Origin of the sequence: Hyphomonas atlantica corrig. (assembly GCF_000682715.1) — a bacterium.
Taxonomy (GTDB): Bacteria; Pseudomonadota; Alphaproteobacteria; order Caulobacterales; family Hyphomonadaceae; genus Hyphomonas; species Hyphomonas atlantica.
This window is the reverse complement of record NZ_AWFH01000023.1, coordinates 81,199-98,601: the sequence shown is the minus strand read 5'-3', so window position 1 is coordinate 98,601 and position 17,403 is coordinate 81,199. Positions and strand designations below refer to the sequence as shown.

Annotated in this window: 16 protein-coding genes and 1 tRNA gene; 5 read left to right on the top strand and 12 right to left on the bottom strand. The window is 56.4% G+C overall.

The window, feature by feature from the left end:
• Window positions 1-11 precede the first annotated feature (11 nt).
• A complete protein-coding gene (locus HY36_RS17830; RefSeq protein WP_051602698.1) occupies window positions 12-743 on the bottom strand; it encodes a pentapeptide repeat-containing protein in 732 nt (243 codons plus the stop codon).
• 162 nt (window positions 744-905) lie between these two features.
• On the bottom strand, window positions 906-3,164 hold the full coding sequence (locus HY36_RS10430; RefSeq protein WP_035552227.1) for a hypothetical protein: 2,259 nt from the start codon (window positions 3,162-3,164) through the stop codon (window positions 906-908).
• Between the two features lie 197 nt (window positions 3,165-3,361).
• On the opposite strand from HY36_RS10430, the gene HY36_RS10425 reads away from it, so the two are divergent.
• From HY36_RS10425 to HY36_RS10415, 3 genes are read left to right on the top strand one after another with little or no spacing between them, the layout of a single operon-like run.
• Window positions 3,362-3,754 (top strand): NADH:ubiquinone oxidoreductase subunit NDUFA12, encoded by a 393-nt coding sequence (locus tag HY36_RS10425; protein ID WP_035552224.1) that lies wholly within the window; start codon window positions 3,362-3,364, stop codon window positions 3,752-3,754.
• On the top strand, window positions 3,747-4,268 hold the full coding sequence (locus HY36_RS10420) for an outer membrane lipid asymmetry maintenance protein MlaD (protein WP_035552220.1): 522 nt from the start codon (window positions 3,747-3,749) through the stop codon (window positions 4,266-4,268). Before HY36_RS10425 ends, HY36_RS10420 begins: the two co-directional genes overlap by 8 nt.
• Window positions 4,265-4,744, top strand: coding sequence for a DUF2155 domain-containing protein (locus HY36_RS10415; protein WP_051602697.1), 480 nt, complete (start codon window positions 4,265-4,267; stop codon window positions 4,742-4,744). Before HY36_RS10420 ends, HY36_RS10415 begins: the two co-directional genes overlap by 4 nt.
• Here the strand turns inward: HY36_RS10415 and aat are convergent.
• The 4 genes from aat to HY36_RS10395 form a co-directional block, all read right to left on the bottom strand.
• Window positions 4,657-5,334, bottom strand: a complete 678-nt coding sequence (aat, locus tag HY36_RS18160) for a leucyl/phenylalanyl-tRNA--protein transferase (RefSeq protein WP_081806148.1) — start codon at window positions 5,332-5,334, stop codon at window positions 4,657-4,659. The two genes, HY36_RS10415 and aat, sit on opposite strands and share 88 nt — an antisense overlap.
• A gap of 86 nt (window positions 5,335-5,420) precedes the next feature.
• The gene (accC, locus tag HY36_RS10405; protein WP_035552215.1) at window positions 5,421-6,782 is read right to left on the bottom strand and encodes an acetyl-CoA carboxylase biotin carboxylase subunit; all 1,362 of its coding nucleotides are present in this window, start codon (window positions 6,780-6,782) and stop codon (window positions 5,421-5,423) included.
• Window position 6,783: 1 nt separating this feature from the next.
• Window positions 6,784-7,254 carry an acetyl-CoA carboxylase biotin carboxyl carrier protein gene (gene accB, locus HY36_RS10400; RefSeq protein ID WP_035552212.1) on the bottom strand — a complete coding sequence of 157 codons (471 nt, stop codon included), beginning with the start codon at window positions 7,252-7,254 and terminating at the stop codon, window positions 6,784-6,786.
• Between the two features lie 15 nt (window positions 7,255-7,269).
• On the bottom strand, window positions 7,270-7,704 hold the full coding sequence (locus HY36_RS10395) for a type II 3-dehydroquinate dehydratase (RefSeq protein WP_035552210.1): 435 nt from the start codon (window positions 7,702-7,704) through the stop codon (window positions 7,270-7,272).
• 64 nt (window positions 7,705-7,768) lie between these two features.
• On the opposite strand from HY36_RS10395, the gene thiS reads away from it, so the two are divergent.
• Together thiS and HY36_RS10385 are read left to right on the top strand one after the other, a co-directional pair.
• Window positions 7,769-7,981: a sulfur carrier protein ThiS gene (gene thiS, locus HY36_RS10390; protein WP_035552207.1), complete on the top strand. Its 213-nt coding sequence runs from the start codon at window positions 7,769-7,771 to the stop codon at window positions 7,979-7,981.
• Window positions 7,982-8,042: 61 nt separating this feature from the next.
• On the top strand, window positions 8,043-8,813 hold the full coding sequence (locus HY36_RS10385) for a thiazole synthase (protein ID WP_035552204.1): 771 nt from the start codon (window positions 8,043-8,045) through the stop codon (window positions 8,811-8,813).
• Here HY36_RS10385 and HY36_RS10380 read toward each other — a convergent pair whose 3' ends face one another.
• From HY36_RS10380 to HY36_RS10355, 6 genes are all read right to left on the bottom strand, one after another.
• Window positions 8,814-10,184 (bottom strand): GntP family permease, encoded by a 1,371-nt coding sequence (locus HY36_RS10380; protein WP_035552202.1) that lies wholly within the window; start codon window positions 10,182-10,184, stop codon window positions 8,814-8,816. It abuts the gene before it with no gap.
• Window positions 10,175-11,197 carry an SMP-30/gluconolactonase/LRE family protein gene (locus HY36_RS10375; RefSeq protein WP_035552199.1) on the bottom strand — a complete coding sequence of 341 codons (1,023 nt, stop codon included), beginning with the start codon at window positions 11,195-11,197 and terminating at the stop codon, window positions 10,175-10,177. Before HY36_RS10375 ends, HY36_RS10380 begins: the two co-directional genes overlap by 10 nt.
• Window positions 11,194-13,560 carry a beta-glucosidase BglX gene (gene bglX, locus HY36_RS10370; protein WP_051602695.1) on the bottom strand — a complete coding sequence of 789 codons (2,367 nt, stop codon included), beginning with the start codon at window positions 13,558-13,560 and terminating at the stop codon, window positions 11,194-11,196. The genes HY36_RS10375 and bglX overlap by 4 nt, the downstream gene beginning before the upstream one ends.
• A 143-nt stretch (window positions 13,561-13,703) precedes the next feature.
• Entirely contained in the window at window positions 13,704-14,645 is a 942-nt protein-coding gene (locus HY36_RS10365) for an isopenicillin N synthase family dioxygenase (protein ID WP_035552197.1), read from the bottom strand.
• A gap of 210 nt (window positions 14,646-14,855) precedes the next feature.
• Window positions 14,856-14,945 (bottom strand) — tRNA-Ser (locus HY36_RS10360).
• 129 nt (window positions 14,946-15,074) lie between these two features.
• On the bottom strand, window positions 15,075-17,384 hold the full coding sequence (locus tag HY36_RS10355; RefSeq protein WP_051602694.1) for a Tex family protein: 2,310 nt from the start codon (window positions 17,382-17,384) through the stop codon (window positions 15,075-15,077).
• Between the last annotated feature and the right edge of the window lie 19 nt (window positions 17,385-17,403).

Genomic DNA, 17,403 nt, shown 5'->3' with positions numbered 1-17,403 from the left:
CGAAAATTGGCTCAGTTGCTGGCAACTGTAGTCGTTACGTCGCAAAGCGGGAGGTTCAGGCTGTCCGGCAAGATCGTGCTCAAAGACGCGCAAGCCCCATCAAAATCTGCGAGTTCGCTACCCTCAAGTTCAGAAAGGTCAGCATCGATGAAGCGGACATCCCGGAAGGATGCGTTTGCGACCTGCGCCCTCCTTAAATTCGCGCCGGTCATGTTCGCGCCATTGAACACCGCTCCTGAAAGGATGGCTTCGTTCAGCCATCCGCCTGTCAGGTTCGCGCCAGAAAGGTCGGCCGCCTCCATGAACGAACCTGTCAGATCGGCCGAGGCAAAATTGGCGCCCACGAGCAGGGCGCCCTGCAAATTGCTGCCCTGTGCTTTTGTGCTGCGAAAATCTGCGCCGCTTGCCTGTATGCCCTGAAGGCGGGCGCCAGATAGCGTAGCGCCGGAAAAGCGGGCAGATGTCAGGATGGCGCCGCGCATATCGGCGCTATTGGCTTCTGCATTCTCAAAATTGGCTCCGCCAGCTTGGACACCCCGCATGAAGGCATAGTCCAGGCGGGCCTTGGAATAGTTGCCACCGGTCAGCGTCCAGCCAGTCAGATTCTTGCCAGACAGGTCACATTCACCGCATGCCCCCACATAGCCGGGAGACCAGGCCACGGGCTGGCTTTGTGCCATCGCGGGTAACGCGGCAAGAGAAAAGGCCGAAGCGCCAAGAATTGCGTAAGCCAAACGTGTCATAACTTATGGATAACGCCTGATTTTGTTGCTCCAAACTGAACAAACAGTAAGGACTCACCAAAACGTCACAAGTGTTGCAAATTCGCCATGCCTCGGAACGCTCCGATTGCATCGTCAAGCAACCTCTTTGGAGCTGGGCTTCGGCCTACTGGCAAGGCCTGATCAGGAGGGGACTTCAGTGAAGTCCTGCAATTCCTGTCCGCAAGTATCGCACTCTGCCTCACCATCTTCGCTGATCTGAAACAGCGTGAAGCTGCCGCAATTTGGGCAGGCTTCGCTGAGATAATCTGGGGCGTTGAGTGCTTCGGTTTCCGTGTCTTCTTCAGCTTGTTTTTCTTCGCGTTTCTTGTCGAAGATGACGATGTTGTCTGGCAACTGGCCTCTGGAAAATCCGCGGGAGATCAACTGAGCGGCTTCTTCCGTGAATTCTGCCGGTTCACGTGTGGCATCGCCAGCGCCGCGGCCAAGGCCGTCATGAGTCACATCCACTTCTGCGAGGTCGTCGCGGCCCAGATAGGACACGGCAAGCTCCCGGAATATGTAGTCGAGGATGGACGTCGCCTTTGTGATTCGGTCGTTGCCGGTCACGGCGCCAGCCGGCTCGAAGCGTGTGAAGACAAAGGCATCAACGAACTCTTCCAGCGGCACGCCATATTGGAGGCCAATGGACGTGGCGATGGCAAAATTGTTCATGAGACTGCGAAACGCTGCGCCTTCCTTGTGCATGTCGATGAAGATCTCACCCAGCGCGCCATCTTCGAATTCTCCTGTGTGGAGATAGACCTTGTGGCCGCCGACAGATGCTTTCTGGATATAACCTTTGCGACGATCTGGCAGGCGCGTTCGAGCGCTCTGCCCGTGGCCGTCTGAAACGCTGGTGTTTTCGTCAGCCGCAAAAGATGCGTCAGATTCTATGGCGAGCTCGTCTGCGAGTGCAAGAATCTGTTCCATGCGATCTGCGACATCGTCGTTGGCGGGGGCTCGTATTCCAACCAGCAAGGTGGATAGGCCAGCTGCGATGGCCGCGTCAGCCATGTCTAGTCCGTTGCGACCGGTGACGCGAATAGCCGTGTTGCCGCCAAGCGCTTCTGCACAGGCGGATGCGAAGGCCAGCTCTGCTTCTGCGCTGACATGTAGCTCAAGACCACATTGGCGAAACTCTGCCGCTGCGATGTCTTCTGCCGTTCCATCCACAGCCGCTTCGGCTTTCGCGATGTCCTTGCGCGAGAACCCCATCGCAGAAAGCAGGGCCAGACCATCGGAATCGAATTTCTCGGGAGCCAGTTTCAGATCATCGCTGATAATCTCATCTCCCAGCACCCAGCGAGAGAAAGCTGCGTTGAGGGGAAGACCATCGCTCAGAGCGCGGGACACTCGGTCTAGCGCCGCATCGGAAAAGCCGCGATCCTTAAGCCGATCGGCTCCCAACGCTGCTTCAAGATCTTCACCGCCACAATTGGCAACACGTTCAAGAATTGTCGGTAGGCTTTCCGGTGCGGTACGGGAAATAGCGAGACGGGCGCAGCGGGCAAGTGTTGGCCCTTCATCTGAATAGGTCAGCACGGTGCAAACAGGCGCAGCCCCTTCGCTTTCGCAGTCTGGCATCAGATCGGCGAAGTCAGATATGGGCAGTATGGCGACGTTGCATGATTTGCGCGATGATGCGCGACGCGCTTCCAGGCCCAGCACACCGGCATGCGCTGCTGAAAGTGATGCGCCCGTCGCAAAAGACTTCACTACGGCGCACAAGGCCGCCGCCACTGCTCGTCCCTCGTCGCTGTCATATGGTAGCCCGAGCGAAAGTACAGCCGCGCCAAGGCCGTTAATCAGCAGAACACCGTCCCCCAGAGATCTGCCTGCAGCTTCCGCAACGGTGCAAAGCAGATCAGATTCGAGGCCGTCCGGGCTAATCGCCAGCGAGACATCGAGCAAACGAGAGGCTTGTCTGGCAGGGGCGACATCCTCTTGAGCCAGGAATATCTCCGCGCCTTCCTTCAGTGCGGCAAGAAGGAGAGGATCAAACTCGGAATTGGCGGAATTAGCACTGAAAACAGCGGTGGGGGGTGGCTGAACGTTGGCGGCTGCAATTCGCAGGGCGTCGGCTGTGCGCGAAAACCCGTCAGGCTGGCGTAGCGCTTCCTCGAGAATGTCTTGTGGGAGACCGGAGGCTATGGCTTCCGCAAGCTCTGCATTGCGTGGCGCATCGCCAAGCCGTTCCAGCATTTCGGCGGTTGCGATCTGCGATGCGCCCAGCAGTCCTGCCGAGGCGTAGGCCGAGGCGACATTTCGGAGAGATTCCTCTGTCATGGGACGACGATGGCGCCCGGCGGCCCGGAATGCGGCACCGAATTCGATCTCGGGTGAAAGCAGGCCATCAGCTTCGGCGGCTTCCAGAACGGACTCTATCTCGGCAGCTTTCATAATACCCTCCCGCGAATCATCAGCGAATCACTCAGGAAAGCGTGACGGTTCCGGAATGTGGTATCAAGCTTTCAAGCCGCAAAAGTGGTTGCGCTGATCATATTATTGTGCGGCGCATTGCCTGCGGCTGCCGTATGGATTACTTGCCCGGATAGCGCCATATTGCGGCCAACAAGACAGGTCAGGACATCCTCACGATGCTGAAACAGATTTTCACTTGGTGGAGCGGCAACACGCTCGGAGCGGCTTTCGATATCAAGCGGCGGTCGGGTTATGTTGGTACCGACGAGTATGGCAATCGCTATTTCGAGGAGCGCAAACCGTCTCTCGAAGGGCGCAAGCGCCGGTATGTTATGTACAAGGGACTGGCGGAGCCATCGAAAGTTCCCGCCGATTGGCATGGCTGGTTGCACCACACGATCGATGAGCCGCCAACCAAGTCTCCTTTGACCCGGCGTGACTGGGAGACCGATCACAAGCCGAACATGACTGGCACGCCATACGCGACCAAGCCAAAAGGAAGCCTTTCCACCGGCATGGCGCGACAGAAGGCGACAGGCGATTACGAGGCATGGACACCGGATGCGTGAATCACTCTTTGAAACCCTGATCGGCGCTGCAGTTGTTGGTGTAGCCGGTACGTTTCTCTGGTTTGCCCTTGATCGCGGCGGCGACGCTCAAGCGCAGGGCGATCAATATGAGGTGGCCGCGCGCTTCAACAATGTTTCGGGCATTTCGCGCGGCACCGACGTTCGCATTGCCGGCGTAAAAGCCGGTATCGTCAAAAGCGTCGAGGGCGACCCGGAACGTTTTGAGGCGGTTGTTCGCATGAGCCTTGATGAGAAATGGGCGTTGCCAGAGGACACCGACGCTCGTGTTTCCACGGACGGCTTGCTGGGCGGCGCCTATGTCGCGCTCGAGCCGGGCGGCAGTTTTGACAATATTCCGCAAGATGGCTCAGGCGAGATCAAATACACGCGTGGCAGCGTCGACTTGCTGACCTTGTTTGCATCTTTCGCTTCAGGAAGCGGTGATGGAGGCTCAGAAGAGTCTGAGTCATCAGCAGATGCTGACGATCCCTATCCTGCGGGAGATTTCGAATGATGCGGCACGTGCTGGCGGCCTCGGCGATCGCCGGATTGATACTTGGTGCGGCGCACGCGGCTACATTTGTCCAGAAGGATACGGCTACCCTGAGGGCGCTCGACAAGATTACCGGACGTTCGACAGACATTGACGTGAAAGTTGGCGAACCGGTCGTATTCGGATCTCTCAAGGTCGAGCTGCAGGTTTGCTATCAGACGCCGCCAGAAGAGGCGCCGGAGAGTGCTGCATTCCTGAAGATTGCGTCTACACAGCCTGTTGCGGTCGAAACCATGGAAGCTGCAGTTGACGCTGAAGATGTGGAGACAGTCAGCGAAGAGAACCCAGAGCTGTTCTCGGGCTGGATGTACGCGTCTTCTCCCGGCCTCAGCGCGTTGGAGCACCCGGTTTACGATGTTTGGGTGATCCGCTGTGCTGCACCTGAGCCGGTAAAGCTCGAGCCGCGCTCCGCTGAGGATGAGGCAGACTTCGAATAGAATGTCGCGTCAATTGTCAGGGCTTCCTTCAGCAGTTTCTTGAACTCCTGTCTCGGGATTTCGACCAATCCGAATTGTTCCAGGTGGGGATTGTGAAACTGCGCGTCGAGCAGCACGAAACCATCTTCAAGGAGGTGGGCGACGAGATGCACGAGTGCGATTTTCGACGCGTCAGTCGCGCGCGAAAACATGCTCTCACCGAAGAAAGCGCCGCCGAGCGCCACGCCGTACAGCCCGCCTACTAGGTCCTCTCCATCCCAGCACTCAATGGAATGAGCGTGCCCTTCGTGATGGAGGGAGCTGTAGAGGTTCAGGATAGGAGAGTTGATCCAGGTGCTCTCCCGGCCCTTGGCGCTTTCAGCGCACATTTCCATAACGCGTGTAAAAGCTTGGTCGACTGTGACTTTGAAAGGCTGCTTCTTTACCGTTCTGAGCAACCGCTTTGGGATGTGGAACTCATCCAGGGGAATGATCCCACGCATGTCCGGATCAACAAGGAACAGATTCGGATCGTTACGTGCATCGCCCATTGGGAAAATTCCCCGGCGATAGCAGGCTAGCAGGTCCGTGGTGCTGAATCGTTGAGACATGTTCGCAATATGAGCCTGCACGAACAGCGATGTCTACCCACTGACGAGACTTCCGAAACGTCAAAAGAGAAAAATGCTAGTGTTCGTTACGTTTTCTGATTTTCCAGAAACTTCTCAAGCCAGTGGATGTTGTACTCACCTGCCAGAACATCTTCATTTTCGACCAGTTTCCGATGCAGATCCAACGTCGTGAACACGCCTCCGACAACCATTTCCTGAAGGGCGCGACGAAGACGCATGATGCACTCGCGGCGGGTCCGACCGTGGACGATTAGCTTGCCGATAAGCGAGTCGTAATGCGGCGGAATCCGGTAGCCGGAATAAGCTGCACTATCCAAACGAACATCTGGACCACCTGGGGCATGAAAGTCTGTGATCAGTCCGGGTGACGGGATGAAGGTTTCCGGATGTTCAGCATTGATGCGGCACTCGATGGCGTGCCCGACGAGCATCACGTCTTCCTGGCTGAAAGAAAGTTTCTTGCCTTCAGCAATTCGGATCTGTTCGCGCACCAAGTCGATTCCCGTGATCATCTCGGTGACCGGATGTTCGACCTGAAGCCGCGTATTCATTTCGATGAAATAGAATTTGCCATCTTCGTACAAGAACTCGATCGTCCCCGCGCCACGATAGCCCAGCTTTTCCATCGCCCGAGCGCAGATACCGCCAATTTCTTCACGCTGAGCCTGGTTCAGTTCCGGAGAAGGGGCTTCTTCAAAGACTTTCTGGTTGCGACGCTGCAGGGAGCAGTCGCGTTCCCATAGATGTGCGACATTCCCGTGTGTGTCAGCAATGATCTGCACTTCGATGTGGCGCGGCCCTTGAAGATACTTTTCCAGATACACTGCGTCGTCGCCAAAGGCCGCCTTCGCCTCTGTTTTCGCCGTACGGACAGCGTTTTCCAGATCTGCTTCGGTCTTCGCGAGCTTCATGCCGCGTCCGCCGCCACCAGCAGAAGCTTTGACGAGAACCGGGAAGCCGATCTTCTTGGCCGCCTTTTTGGCTTCGGCAATCGAAGAAACCGCGCCATCCGAGCCGGGCACGCATGGAACGCCAGCGTCAATCATCGCCTGTTTGGCGGCAATCTTGTCGCCCATGATACGAATGTGTTCGGCAGTCGGGCCGATGAAGGCGAGCCCATGTGCTTCGACCATTTCCGCGAATTGCGCGTTCTCAGACAGGAAGCCATAGCCCGGGTGAATCGCATCAGCGCCGGTAATCTCCGCCGCCGCCAGAATCTGAGATTTCTTCAAATAGCTTTCGGATGATGGGGCGGGACCGATACAAACACTTTCATCAGCGAGGCGAACAGCCATCGCGTCACTGTCTGCTTCGGAATGGACCACCACTGTGGACAGTCCCATTTCCTTGCAAGCGCGGTGAATCCGCAGCGCAATCTCACCGCGATTGGCGATGAGAACCTTATTGATAGCAGGTTGGTCGGCCATATTACTCAATCAGAATAAGAGCTTCGCCATATTCGACAGGCTGGGCATCGCTAACGTAAATTTCCTTCACAGTGCCAGCCTTGTCGGCTTCGACCGGGTTGAAGGTCTTCATCGCTTCGACGAGCAGCAGCGTGTCGCCCTTTTTGACTTTGTCGCCAACGGCGACGAACTGTTTCGCGCCAGGTTCTGGCGACAGGTATACCGTGCCGACCATTGGTGATTTGATTGCGTTGTCCGAAGCGGCAGGTGCAGCAGCTGGTGCATCGGCGGCTGCGGGAGCCGCCGCCGGTGCAGGTGCAGCAACCGGTGCAGGTGCGGCAACGGCGGCCTGAACTACCGGGGCTGCTGGCTTGCTGACACGAATGCGAAGGCCTTCGTGTTCGACTTCAACTTCGCCAAGGTCTGCTTCCCGCAAAATGGCCGCGAGTTCCCGGACGAGGCCGGTATCCAGCTTGTTCTTCGTAGTGCTCATGGGATGTCAGGTCTCTTATTGGCCCGTAAGGGTCTTTGCCGCCTTAAGCGCCAGCTCATAACCATAGGCACCGAGGCCTGCAATCGTGGCCTTCACGGCGGGGGAAACATAATTCACCTGCCGAAACGCTTCTCGCGCGGCAGGATTTGACAAATGGACTTCAATTACAGGGACTTTGCATGCCTTGAGCGCGTCGTGAAGCGCAATAGAGGTATGCGTATATGCCGCTGCATTCAGAATAATAGCCGATCCTTTTTCGGAACCTTCCTGAATCCAGTCCACCAGTTCGCCTTCGTGATTCGTCTGGCGTAGAATCAATGCCGTACCTTCAGCTTGCGCTTCCAGCCGCGCATGGATGTCCGCGAGCGTATCACGCCCGTAGATTTCCGGCTCTCGTGAACCGAGCAGGTTGAGGTTGGGACCTCCGAGGACATATACGGGCTTCGACATAGTCTTCCGTCTTGCGCTGGAATGCCTAGCAAGGCAAGGGGGGCGATGAACGGAGAAAACGCGAATGCTCATTACAGTCAATGGCGAGTCACGAGAAGTCGAGGCTGGGACAACTCTGGCGATGTTGGTACTTCAACTGTCAGGCGAGTCAGGGCGCGATCCGCGCGGGATTGCGATTGAGCGCAATCTTGAAATCGTCCCTAAATCGGAGCACGCCACAACTGTCATCGAAGCTGGTGACCGTATAGAAGTTGTACAATTCGTTGGCGGCGGCTGAGGCATCAACTCGCTTCGGCTATGCTCACCGCTTCAGTAACTTCTCAAACAAGGCCAGACCTTTGACAGATTCACTCACGATTGCCGGCAAGACCTACAATTCCCGCCTGATTGTCGGCACGGGCAAGTATGCGTCCTATCAGCAGAATGCCGATGCCGCGCGAGCTGCTGGCGCAGAGATCGTTACCGTTGCTCTGCGGCGGGTGAATTTGTCGAACCCGAATGAAGAGCGCTTAACGGACTTCGTGAAGCCGGATGAGTTCACGTATCTGCCGAACACAGCTGGCTGCTATACAGCGGATGAAGCAGTGCGCACGCTGCGCCTGGCGCGCGAGGCGGGCGGATGGAATCTCGTGAAGCTGGAAGTGCTGGCGGATCAGAAAACACTCTATCCCAACATGCCGGAGACGCTTGAGGCCGCAAAGGCGCTCATTGCCGATGGCTTTGAAGTAATGGTCTACTGCTCGGACGATCCTGTTTATGCCAAGATGCTGGAAGATGCAGGATGCTGCGCGATCATGCCGCTTGGCAGTCTGATTGGGTCCGGACTGGGAATCATGAACCCAGTCAATATCCGACTGATCGTCGAACAAACACGTGTGCCGGTGATCGTTGATGCAGGAGTCGGCACCGCATCTGACGCAGCATTTGCAATGGAACTGGGCTGCGATGGCGTTCTGATGAACACTGCTATCGCGGCTGCCAAGGATCCTATCCGCATGGCAAACGCGATGAAGCATGCGGTGATCGCAGGCCGTGATGCGTATCTAGCCGGCCGCATGCCGAAGAAGATGTACGCTGATCCCAGTTCACCACTTGCTGGGTTGATCTGATCAAAAGAGCGATAAGCTCGCATATAGTAATACGCACATGAGAAATCCCACCACGCTTATCAATGTGGTGGAGACCGTCCATGTGCGGAGCGTTTCGCCAGGCGTGATACCAAAAACACGACCCACGAGCCAAAAGCCGCTATCGTTGACATGGCTCCCAGTTGTAGCGCCTGCGGCGATCGCGATGGCTACGAGCCCCAATTGCGGGGCCGTGAGGTCTGCCATTGCAACAATCGGCGCAGTGAGGCCAGCAGATGTGATCATCGCAACGGTTGAGCTGCCTTGAGCGAGCCTCAGGATGACAGCCAGAACGTAACCCGCAAGTAGCGGTCCAAATCCAACACCGAGGGCTGCATTTGCGATTTGTTCACCAGCGCCAGTGTCAACAAGAACTTGTTTGAAAGCTCCGCCAGCACCCGTCACCAGAATGACGGCTCCAGTTGGCTCAAAAGAGCGCGCCAAAGCGTCGGACAAAAGTTTTCGGCCTTGCGGTGTTCTTGGGTGAAGCAACCACCAGGATGCTCCGCAGGCGATCAGGAGTGCGCTGAATGGATGCCCGATAATTTCGAGTAGATATTTCAATAGACCATCTTGGAGTACGTTCGCGAGTGTGCCCAGCAGGATCAGGACCAAGGGAAGAGTTATCAGTATGATAGCTCTGCCAGGCTTCGGCTTTTCTTCTTCAGAATGATCTGTATTTGTCTCGAAATCAAAAGCTGGGGCACCTATCGGTATCCGGCTGCGCCGGTCGAGATAAGCAGTGAAGAGCGGGCCTGATACCGCCAGCGCTATTCCGCCGACAATCGCACCGAAAAGGATCACCCAACCCAATTCAGCGCCGATGAGTTCCGCAATTGCGATTGGGCCTGGTGTCGGGGGTAGGAAGGCGTGTCCGACGGCAAGTCCTGCCATCAGGGGCAAGCCCAATGACATGGCCGGCTTAAGTCGGTCGTGCGCCATGGTCAGAATGAGTGGTGCAAGGATGATCAGGGCAACATCAAAGAAGACAGGCGTAGATGCAAGCAAGCCGATGCCTGCGATCTTCCATTGATTGGACTTGAAACTGGATTGGCTTGAGAGTTTTGACGCCAGCGCGTCAAGTGCGCCAGAGGCTTGGAGAATTGCGCCGAACAGGGCCCCGAGCCCGATTACGGTTGCGATGAAGCCAAGCGTGCCTCCCATACCCTTGGACAAGGTCTCAAACGCATCGTTCGGGGCCATGCCAGCCGCAAGCGCGCTGAAAATGCTGACGAGCAGGAGGGCTGCGAAAGCGTTCATTCTGGCCCGCAAAATCAGCGCGAGCAGGGCGGCGATTCCGAACCCGGTGGCAAGTACTGGCCGGTAGGCGAAAAGGGCTTCTGTCAGCTCCATGGAAGGCCGACTGATTTTGTTCTGATCCGCATCAAAGTGTCGTGCGCTGTCATATACAGTGTCTGCCCATCGCGGCCACCGAAGCAGCAGTTCGCTGTTGCCTTACCGGTCTTTATCCGTGCGAGCGGCTTTCCCTCTGGGGATAGCACAAACACTCCACCGGGGCCGGTGGTAAAAATGTGGCCGGTCTTCGTCACGGCCATACCATCGGGCAAGCCAGGAGCCGTGTCTGACATGTAGGGACTGGCGTCAAATAATACGGCAGCATTTGATCCGTCAGGCGACATGCGCATCAAGATTGGAGCGTCTGGGTCAGACTGGCTCACGTAAAGCGTACTACCATCTGGAGACAGCGCGATTCCGTTGGGAAAGGTCAGTGTTTCGATCAGACGCGTAACACGTCCATCCGGTTGCAGATGGTATACCCCATTGAAATTTTGCTCCTTTAGGGGGGAGGCGTCGAGGCCTTCAAGGCCATAGGGCGGATCTGTAAAGTACAAGCTTCCATCATCCGCTTCTACAATATCATTGGGGCTGTTAAAGGCTTTGTTGTTGTACGTTCGGGCGAGGATTGTGCGGTGACCTGTTTCCAGATTCATTTTCTCGATGGCACGCTTGCCATGATTGCAGATCAGCAGGCTGCCATCTTTTGACATTGCCAATCCATTTGCACCTGGTTCCCGGAATCCAGTGGCCGCATCGCGAGCAACACCAGACGGATCTAGGAGTTTGGTTGCACCGTCCGCTTCGGACCATCGCCATGCAATATTGCCGGGGACGTCCGTAAAATAAAGGCAGTCGCGTTGGCGGTCCCAGACGGGGCCTTCGCTCCAGCCATATCCTGATGCAAGCGACTCCAAAGGTGCGTTTGCGTCAATGAGGTCCAGTGCGGCCGGGTCAAAAACTTCGATATGCTCAGATGTGCGCACGACTCGGTTCGACATTGTTCCGCAGGCAGAGAGAAGAGCGGTGGCTGCTGCAGTCCCTAAAAAGGTGCGACGTGACTGGGTCATTTGATGCGGATTCCTGTTTCGATGGCGCTCGCTGGAATTCCAGTCGAGCGATCATGTGTGAGCGTGACGCTGGTCTTGCTACGGATATCTTCCGCGGATGCACCAATCATGAAATCAATCTGGCCGGGTTCGACCACCCAGCCTGAGCCAACACGATAGAGCGCGGTTTGATCTGGTGAGACTGTGAAGGAGACCTGGCGGCTCTCGCCAGCAGGAATGGAGACGCGCGTGAATCCTCGCAGTTCGTGTTTGGGTCTCGCGATGGTTGCCAATGGGTCACGCATGTAGAGTTGTACAACTTCGTCTGCGTCGACATCGCCGATGTTCGTGATCGTAGTGCTTAACTCGATCTGTCCATCCTCGAAAACGGAACTCTGGAGATCGCTATAGTCGAAACTGGAATAGCTGAGACCGTGACCAAACGGGAATAGTGGTGTGATTGGAATATCCATGAATCGGTTGGTGTCTTTCGACAGATCAGGGTCCGCTGGCCGTCCACCTGGATACTCCGAATATGTGTGAGGCACTGCACCGGTTCTGCGCGGGAACTCGATCGGCAACCTTCCTGCGGGTGAAGTGTTGCCCCAGACAACATCAGCCAACGCATTGCCAGCTTCGACGCCCAGCATCCATGTGTTCAGAACGGCGTCTGCAGCTGCCACTTCATCTTCAAGGGCCAATGGACGCCCCGTCACCAGGATGACTGTCACGGGCTTTCCTGTTGCGAATATGGCCTGAGCCAATTCCGACTGACTGGGTGGAAGCGCAATATCGGACCGACTGCGCGCTTCGCCAGAAAGATCAAAGTCTTCCCCAATGACCAAGAGTACCTGATCAGCATCCATCGCCGTATCGACTGCTTGTTGGATCGCTCCAGGGCTTTCGGACGAAGGATGCGTGCCGGCCGCATAGGTGACAGTCGTGCCGCTCGGCGCATTTCGTTGCAGGCCTTCCAGCAATGAAACCACGTCATCCGTCTTGCCTTGCGCACGCCATGAACCGAGCTGAGTCAATTTGTCTTCGGCCAACCCGCCAATCACAGCGATAGTTTGAGGTGAGCTGGAGAGGGGCAGGGTCTGCTTCTCATTCTTCAGGAGCACCATGGATTTGACGGCAGCATGGCGGGCGGCACGCCGGAATTCGTCTTTCAACAGAGTCGTCTTTTCACGTTCCGGGTTGTGATAGGCCATCGGCGTATCAAAAAGGCCAAGCCGCTCTTTTGTGGTAAGGATGCGCGCCACGGCGGCATCAAGATCATGCGCCAGACACGCATCAGACTGAACCGCAGCTTTGATTTTCGTTGGCAGGACCATGCTGGTCATGTCCATGTCTACGCCTGCCTGAAGTGCAAGCGTGCCAGCCTGCTCCTCTGTTTCGGCAACTCCATGATTGATCAATTCTGCTACAGCATTCCAGTCGGACACGATCATCCCATCGAAACCCCACTCTGCGCGCAACACGTCATCAATCAGGTATTCATTCGCCGTGGATGGGACGCCGGCGATGTCGTTGAATGCGGTCATCATTGAGCCAGTGCCAGCTTTCGTCGCGGCATAGAAAGGGGGAAGATAGACCTCCATCAGGCTCTGTTCGCTTATGTCAGCCGATCCGTAGTCCCGTCCACCAGTTGGGGCACCGTAGGCGCCGAAATGTTTCGTTGCGGCAAGAATGGTCGTTGAGTTGGAAAGGTCTTCCCCTTGATATCCTTGGACCTGAGCAACTGCCATTCGGGATCCCAGATATGGGTCGGCGCCTGCACCTTCCACGATGCGCCCCCAACGCGGGTCTCTGGAGATGTCGATCATCGGTGCAAACGTCCAATGAAGACCAGAGGCTGATGCTTCATCCGCTGAAATTCGGGCGGCTTTTTCCCAGAGCTCCGGCTCCCAGCTTGCTGCCATAGCCAAGGGGACCGGGAATATCGTGCGATAGCCGTGGACGACATCCATCGCGAACAGCAACGGGATGCCGAGCCGGCTCTCTTCGACAGCGACTTTTTGAAGCTCTCCAAGAGGCTCGGCGCCAGCGACATGGAGATAGGACCCAATTTCACCCCGGCGCACCTTTTCGAGTTCGTCCGACGTAAGTTTTGAATTGAGAGATTTGCTGCGCCCACCGGCAGCCTGGTTCAGCTGACCCAGTTTCTCGTCCAATGTCATCTGCGACACGAGCGATTGCACCCTCTGAGACGCATTCGTCAGACTTGGGTTTGGCGCGCACTTGGACTGAGATTCCTCCTCGATCGAAGTGGACGCGGCCCGCGACGGCGCGATCGAAGATGAAGCGCAAGCTGACGCAACAAGAGTGCCTGAGAGTAGAGCAAACAATAGCTTTGGGCGCGAGCCCGCTGACGCCTCGGTCATATATTCCTCCCCAGAATCTTCGCGTTTGTCGCGATTAAGTTAGCGCAATCATTGGGGTAGGCGCGAGCGATGTCAACGTTAACATTTGCGTGGTGAGCTGGTTGAGCGCGAGTAACGCCAAAGAGCTCAGGAGCAGTCGATCACTATGCTTTGACCAGTCCGATCTCGCGAAGACGTTCCATAAGGTAATCCTGCGCTGTGATCGCGGGCTGAGCCTTGCCACCTTCTGCGACGCACCCAGGCAGAGCTTCAATTAAATAGTCCTGATTGAAATGAAGGAAGAAGGGGGTGGAGTATCGCGGGAATCTCGCGCGCTCGGGTGAGGGATTCAGCACGCGATGGGTCGTGGATGGCAAGACGCCGCCCGTTAGTCTTTGCAGCATGTCTCCGCAATTGATAACCAGAGCTCCAGCGGGTGGGTTCACGTCGAGCCATTCGCCAGACCGGTGTAGTGCCTGAAGTCCGGCCTCCTCAGCACCCAGTAACAATGTGATGACGTTGATGTCTTCGTGAGCCCCTGCGCGGACCGTGCCTTCTGGTGGTGGGGTCTGCTGTGGTGGATAGTGGAGCAGGCGCAGGATTGAGTTACCAAAATTGACCTTGTCGTCGAACCAGTTCTCCGCGAGGCCAAGGTGCAGCGCAACACCCTCCAGAATCTCCCGCCCCATCTCGTCCAGTGCTGCAAAGAGTGCGCGGGTCGCGTCGTCGAATTCTGGAATTTCAGATACGCTCGGCGTGTCGGCCATCGTGTCGCGATAAGGGCTGTCATCCGGCAGGTCGCGCCCTGTATGCCAGAATTCCTTCAGGTCCGCGTGAGCATTGCCCTTGGCGTTCTCAGTTCCGAAAGCGGTGTATCCACGCTGGCCACCGCCTGCGCGGCCATCATAGGCCAGTTTGGTGGCGTCTGGCAGGGCAAAGAACGCCTTGGTGGCGTCCAGATTACGGTCGATAATGCCTTGGTCCACAGTATGGCCGGACACGACGGCAAACCCTGTCTCGCGGAAAGACTGGCAAAGCGCATCGCCGAAGGCCTTTTTATCGGTCTTGAATAGCTCGAACGGAATGGGTTTGAAATATTCGGTCATTGGATCAGGCACTTGCTGGAACTTGGCAGCGCAGACTACCACACCTCAAGATGCTCGCCATAGGTATCGACACCTGGAGCCGACCGAAGTGCACTCGCGCTAAGGCTCGGAACTCAGAAACAGTGCCAACAATCCTCCACGAAATCAGAAGGTTTCAGCCGAGAGATGGGTTCAATTCGACGGTCTGCTTTATGGGTTGAGCAAGACGGGTGGCGGAGAGGAAGGGATTCGAACCCTCGATACGCGTTAACGTATACGCCCTTAGCAGGGGCGCGCCTTCAGCCACTCGGCCACCTCTCCAGCGCGGAATACGGGGTCTAGAGAAACCCCAACATGATCGCAAGCCCCTGAGTTCGGTTGAGCGGTCAAATTCTTCGAGACAACGGTCGAATGAGGCATAGAACAGGCCCGTCTCAAGCGTTTCGAGCCTCAGCGCTTCAGCGAATTCAGCACATCGAATGGACTGCTGGCCTCACGCGACTTCTTGGCATGTGGTTCGACTTTATTGCGTGTGCGTTCCTTTGGACGGCTGGGCGCTTTTCGAGCCGCCTCTGTCGATGACTTCATGCTCAGGCTAATGCGCTTCTGGTCGATATCGATGTCCAGAACTCGCACGCGAACAATGTCGCCAGCTTTCACCACGTCTCGAGGGTTTTCGACGAAAGAATCCGAAAGCTGAGATATGTGGACGAGACCATCTTGGTGGACGCCGATATCCACGAAGGCGCCAAAGGCTGTCACATTGGTAACCACACCTTCGAGCTGCATTCCCTGGGACAGATCCTTGATTTCATTGACGCCGTCTTTGAAAGTTGCCGTTTGAAAATCCGGACGTGGGTCGCGTCCTGGCTTTTCGAGTTCGGCGATGACGTCTCGGACTGTGGGAACTCCGAAAGTTTCGTCTGCAAAATCTGCCGGGTTTATTTGTGAGAGGACGGATGTGTTGCCGATCAGTGACTTGATCGAGTTGCCAGTTGCTTTCGCGATACGCTCCACAAGCGGATAGGATTCGGGGTGGACCGCAGAACCATCAAGCGGGTCCGTGCCGCCGACAATCCGAAGAAAGCCAGCCGATTGCTCAAAGCTCTTGGCGCCCATCCGCGGAACCTTTTTCAATTGTTTCCGCGTCTTGAACGGACCGTTCTCGTTGCGAAATGCCACAATGTTTCCAGCAAGCGTTGCATTGAGTCCTGATACATGGGTGAGCAGGGGTGCTGAGGCGGTGTTCACGTCAACGCCGACCGCATTCACGCAATCCTCCACGACAGCCCCCAGTGAGCGGGTGAGCGCGCTCTGATCGACATCATGCTGGTATTGACCCACACCAATGGCCTTTGGCTCGATCTTGACCAATTCTGCGAGTGGATCCTGTAGGCGGCGGGCGATGGAGACTGCTCCGCGCAAGCTGACATCAAGCTCGGGGAACTCGTCTGCCGCGAGCTGGGACGCGGAGTAGACTGATGCGCCGGCTTCCGAAACCATCAGGCTCGCAAGTTTTAGGTCTGGTGTAGACTTTGCGAGATCACTGACCAAGGCGTCGGTCTCGCGCCCCGCCGTGCCATTTCCAACTCCAACCAGGTCTACGCGGTGGCGAGCCGCCAACTCCCTGAGAGTCTTGAGTGCGCCTTCGCGATCATTTCGTGGGGCATGAGGGTAGATCGTGGCAGTTTCGAGCAGTTTGCCCGTCGCATCGATAACGGCGATCTTGCACCCTGTTCGAATGCCCGGGTCAATGCCCATAACGGTTTTCTTGCCAGCGGGTGCCGCGAGAAGCAGGTCTCTGAGATTGCTGGAAAAAACTTGAATAGCTTCGGCTTCAGCTCTGGATTTCAAACGGGCGAGGGAGTCTGACGCGCCCGATTTTGCGAGTTTGGTTGACCAGGCTTTTTCAGCTGTCTCCTGCAACCATTTGGCGCCAGCGCTGCCGGACGCATTAATCCCGAACTCCTTGCAGATTCGGGTGATAACTTCGCGAGGCGTTTCTGCTTTTCGCGACTGGATACCGACACCAACTTTGAGAATACCTTCCTTTTCGCCGCGCAGCATGGCGAGCGCGCGATGGGATGGCATTTTTTCAAGCGGCTCAGCAAAGTCGGCATAGTCTCGAAACTTGTCCGCTTCTTTGCCTTTCACCAATCGGGAGCTCAGTTCGCCTGCTTTCCAAACCGATTCTCGAGCGTGTCGCGCGAGGTTCGGTGTTTCCGCCATGCGTTCAATCAGAATGTCACGCGCGCCTTCCAGTGCTGCAGCGCTTGAGATGACCTCTTTTGCTGGATCTACAAACGACGCAGCGAGGCGCTCTGGATTTCCCGCGCCGGCCAGGAGTTTTTCAGCGAGTGGCTCGAGCCCTTGTTCACGGGCGATTGTTGCTTTGGTTCGCCGTTTCGGTTTGTAGGGACGGTAGAGGTCTTCCAACTCCACTTTGGTTTCCGCGGACAAAAGCGCTCGCTCAAGCGCGGGCGTCAGTTTACCTTGATCCGAGATTGACGTGAGGATCGTTTCCCGGCGCGCTTGTAGCTCTGTGAGGTACTCATAGCGTTCAGCGAGTTTCCGCAATTGCGTATCGTCGAGACCACCGGTGCGCTCCTTGCGATATCTCGCAATGAACGGGATAGTCGCGCCTTCTTCGATCAGGGTAATTGTTGACTCAACCTGCGCCTCTCGCACGCCGAGATCACGCGCAATGATTTGGGCCAGCGGGAACGTGACGAAGGAGACTGATTGCTTGGCAGCTGGCATAAATGTTCGGCCTTTGCAG

What these genes read in the sequence shown, in the direction of transcription:
- HY36_RS17830 (WP_051602698.1), bottom strand. Translation starts at nt 743, where the DNA reads ATGACACGTTTGGCTTACGCAATTCTTGGCGCTTCGGCCTTTTCTCTT.
- HY36_RS10430 (WP_035552227.1), bottom strand. Translation starts at nt 3,164, where the DNA reads ATGAAAGCTGCCGAGATAGAGTCCGTTCTGGAAGCCGCCGAAGCTGAT.
- HY36_RS10425 (WP_035552224.1), top strand. Translation starts at nt 3,362, where the DNA reads ATGCTGAAACAGATTTTCACTTGGTGGAGCGGCAACACGCTCGGAGCG.
- HY36_RS10420 (WP_035552220.1), top strand. Translation starts at nt 3,747, where the DNA reads ATGCGTGAATCACTCTTTGAAACCCTGATCGGCGCTGCAGTTGTTGGT.
- HY36_RS10415 (WP_051602697.1), top strand. Translation starts at nt 4,265, where the DNA reads ATGATGCGGCACGTGCTGGCGGCCTCGGCGATCGCCGGATTGATACTT.
- aat (WP_081806148.1), bottom strand. Translation starts at nt 5,334, where the DNA reads ATGTCTCAACGATTCAGCACCACGGACCTGCTAGCCTGCTATCGCCGG.
- accC (WP_035552215.1), bottom strand. Translation starts at nt 6,782, where the DNA reads ATGGCCGACCAACCTGCTATCAATAAGGTTCTCATCGCCAATCGCGGT.
- accB (WP_035552212.1), bottom strand. Translation starts at nt 7,254, where the DNA reads ATGAGCACTACGAAGAACAAGCTGGATACCGGCCTCGTCCGGGAACTC.
- HY36_RS10395 (WP_035552210.1), bottom strand. Translation starts at nt 7,704, where the DNA reads ATGTCGAAGCCCGTATATGTCCTCGGAGGTCCCAACCTCAACCTGCTC.
- thiS (WP_035552207.1), top strand. Translation starts at nt 7,769, where the DNA reads ATGCTCATTACAGTCAATGGCGAGTCACGAGAAGTCGAGGCTGGGACA.
- HY36_RS10380 (WP_035552202.1), bottom strand. Translation starts at nt 10,184, where the DNA reads ATGGAGCTGACAGAAGCCCTTTTCGCCTACCGGCCAGTACTTGCCACC.
- HY36_RS10375 (WP_035552199.1), bottom strand. Translation starts at nt 11,197, where the DNA reads ATGACCCAGTCACGTCGCACCTTTTTAGGGACTGCAGCAGCCACCGCT.
- bglX (WP_051602695.1), bottom strand. Translation starts at nt 13,560, where the DNA reads ATGACCGAGGCGTCAGCGGGCTCGCGCCCAAAGCTATTGTTTGCTCTA.
- HY36_RS10365 (WP_035552197.1), bottom strand. Translation starts at nt 14,645, where the DNA reads ATGACCGAATATTTCAAACCCATTCCGTTCGAGCTATTCAAGACCGAT.
- HY36_RS10355 (WP_051602694.1), bottom strand. Translation starts at nt 17,384, where the DNA reads ATGCCAGCTGCCAAGCAATCAGTCTCCTTCGTCACGTTCCCGCTGGCC.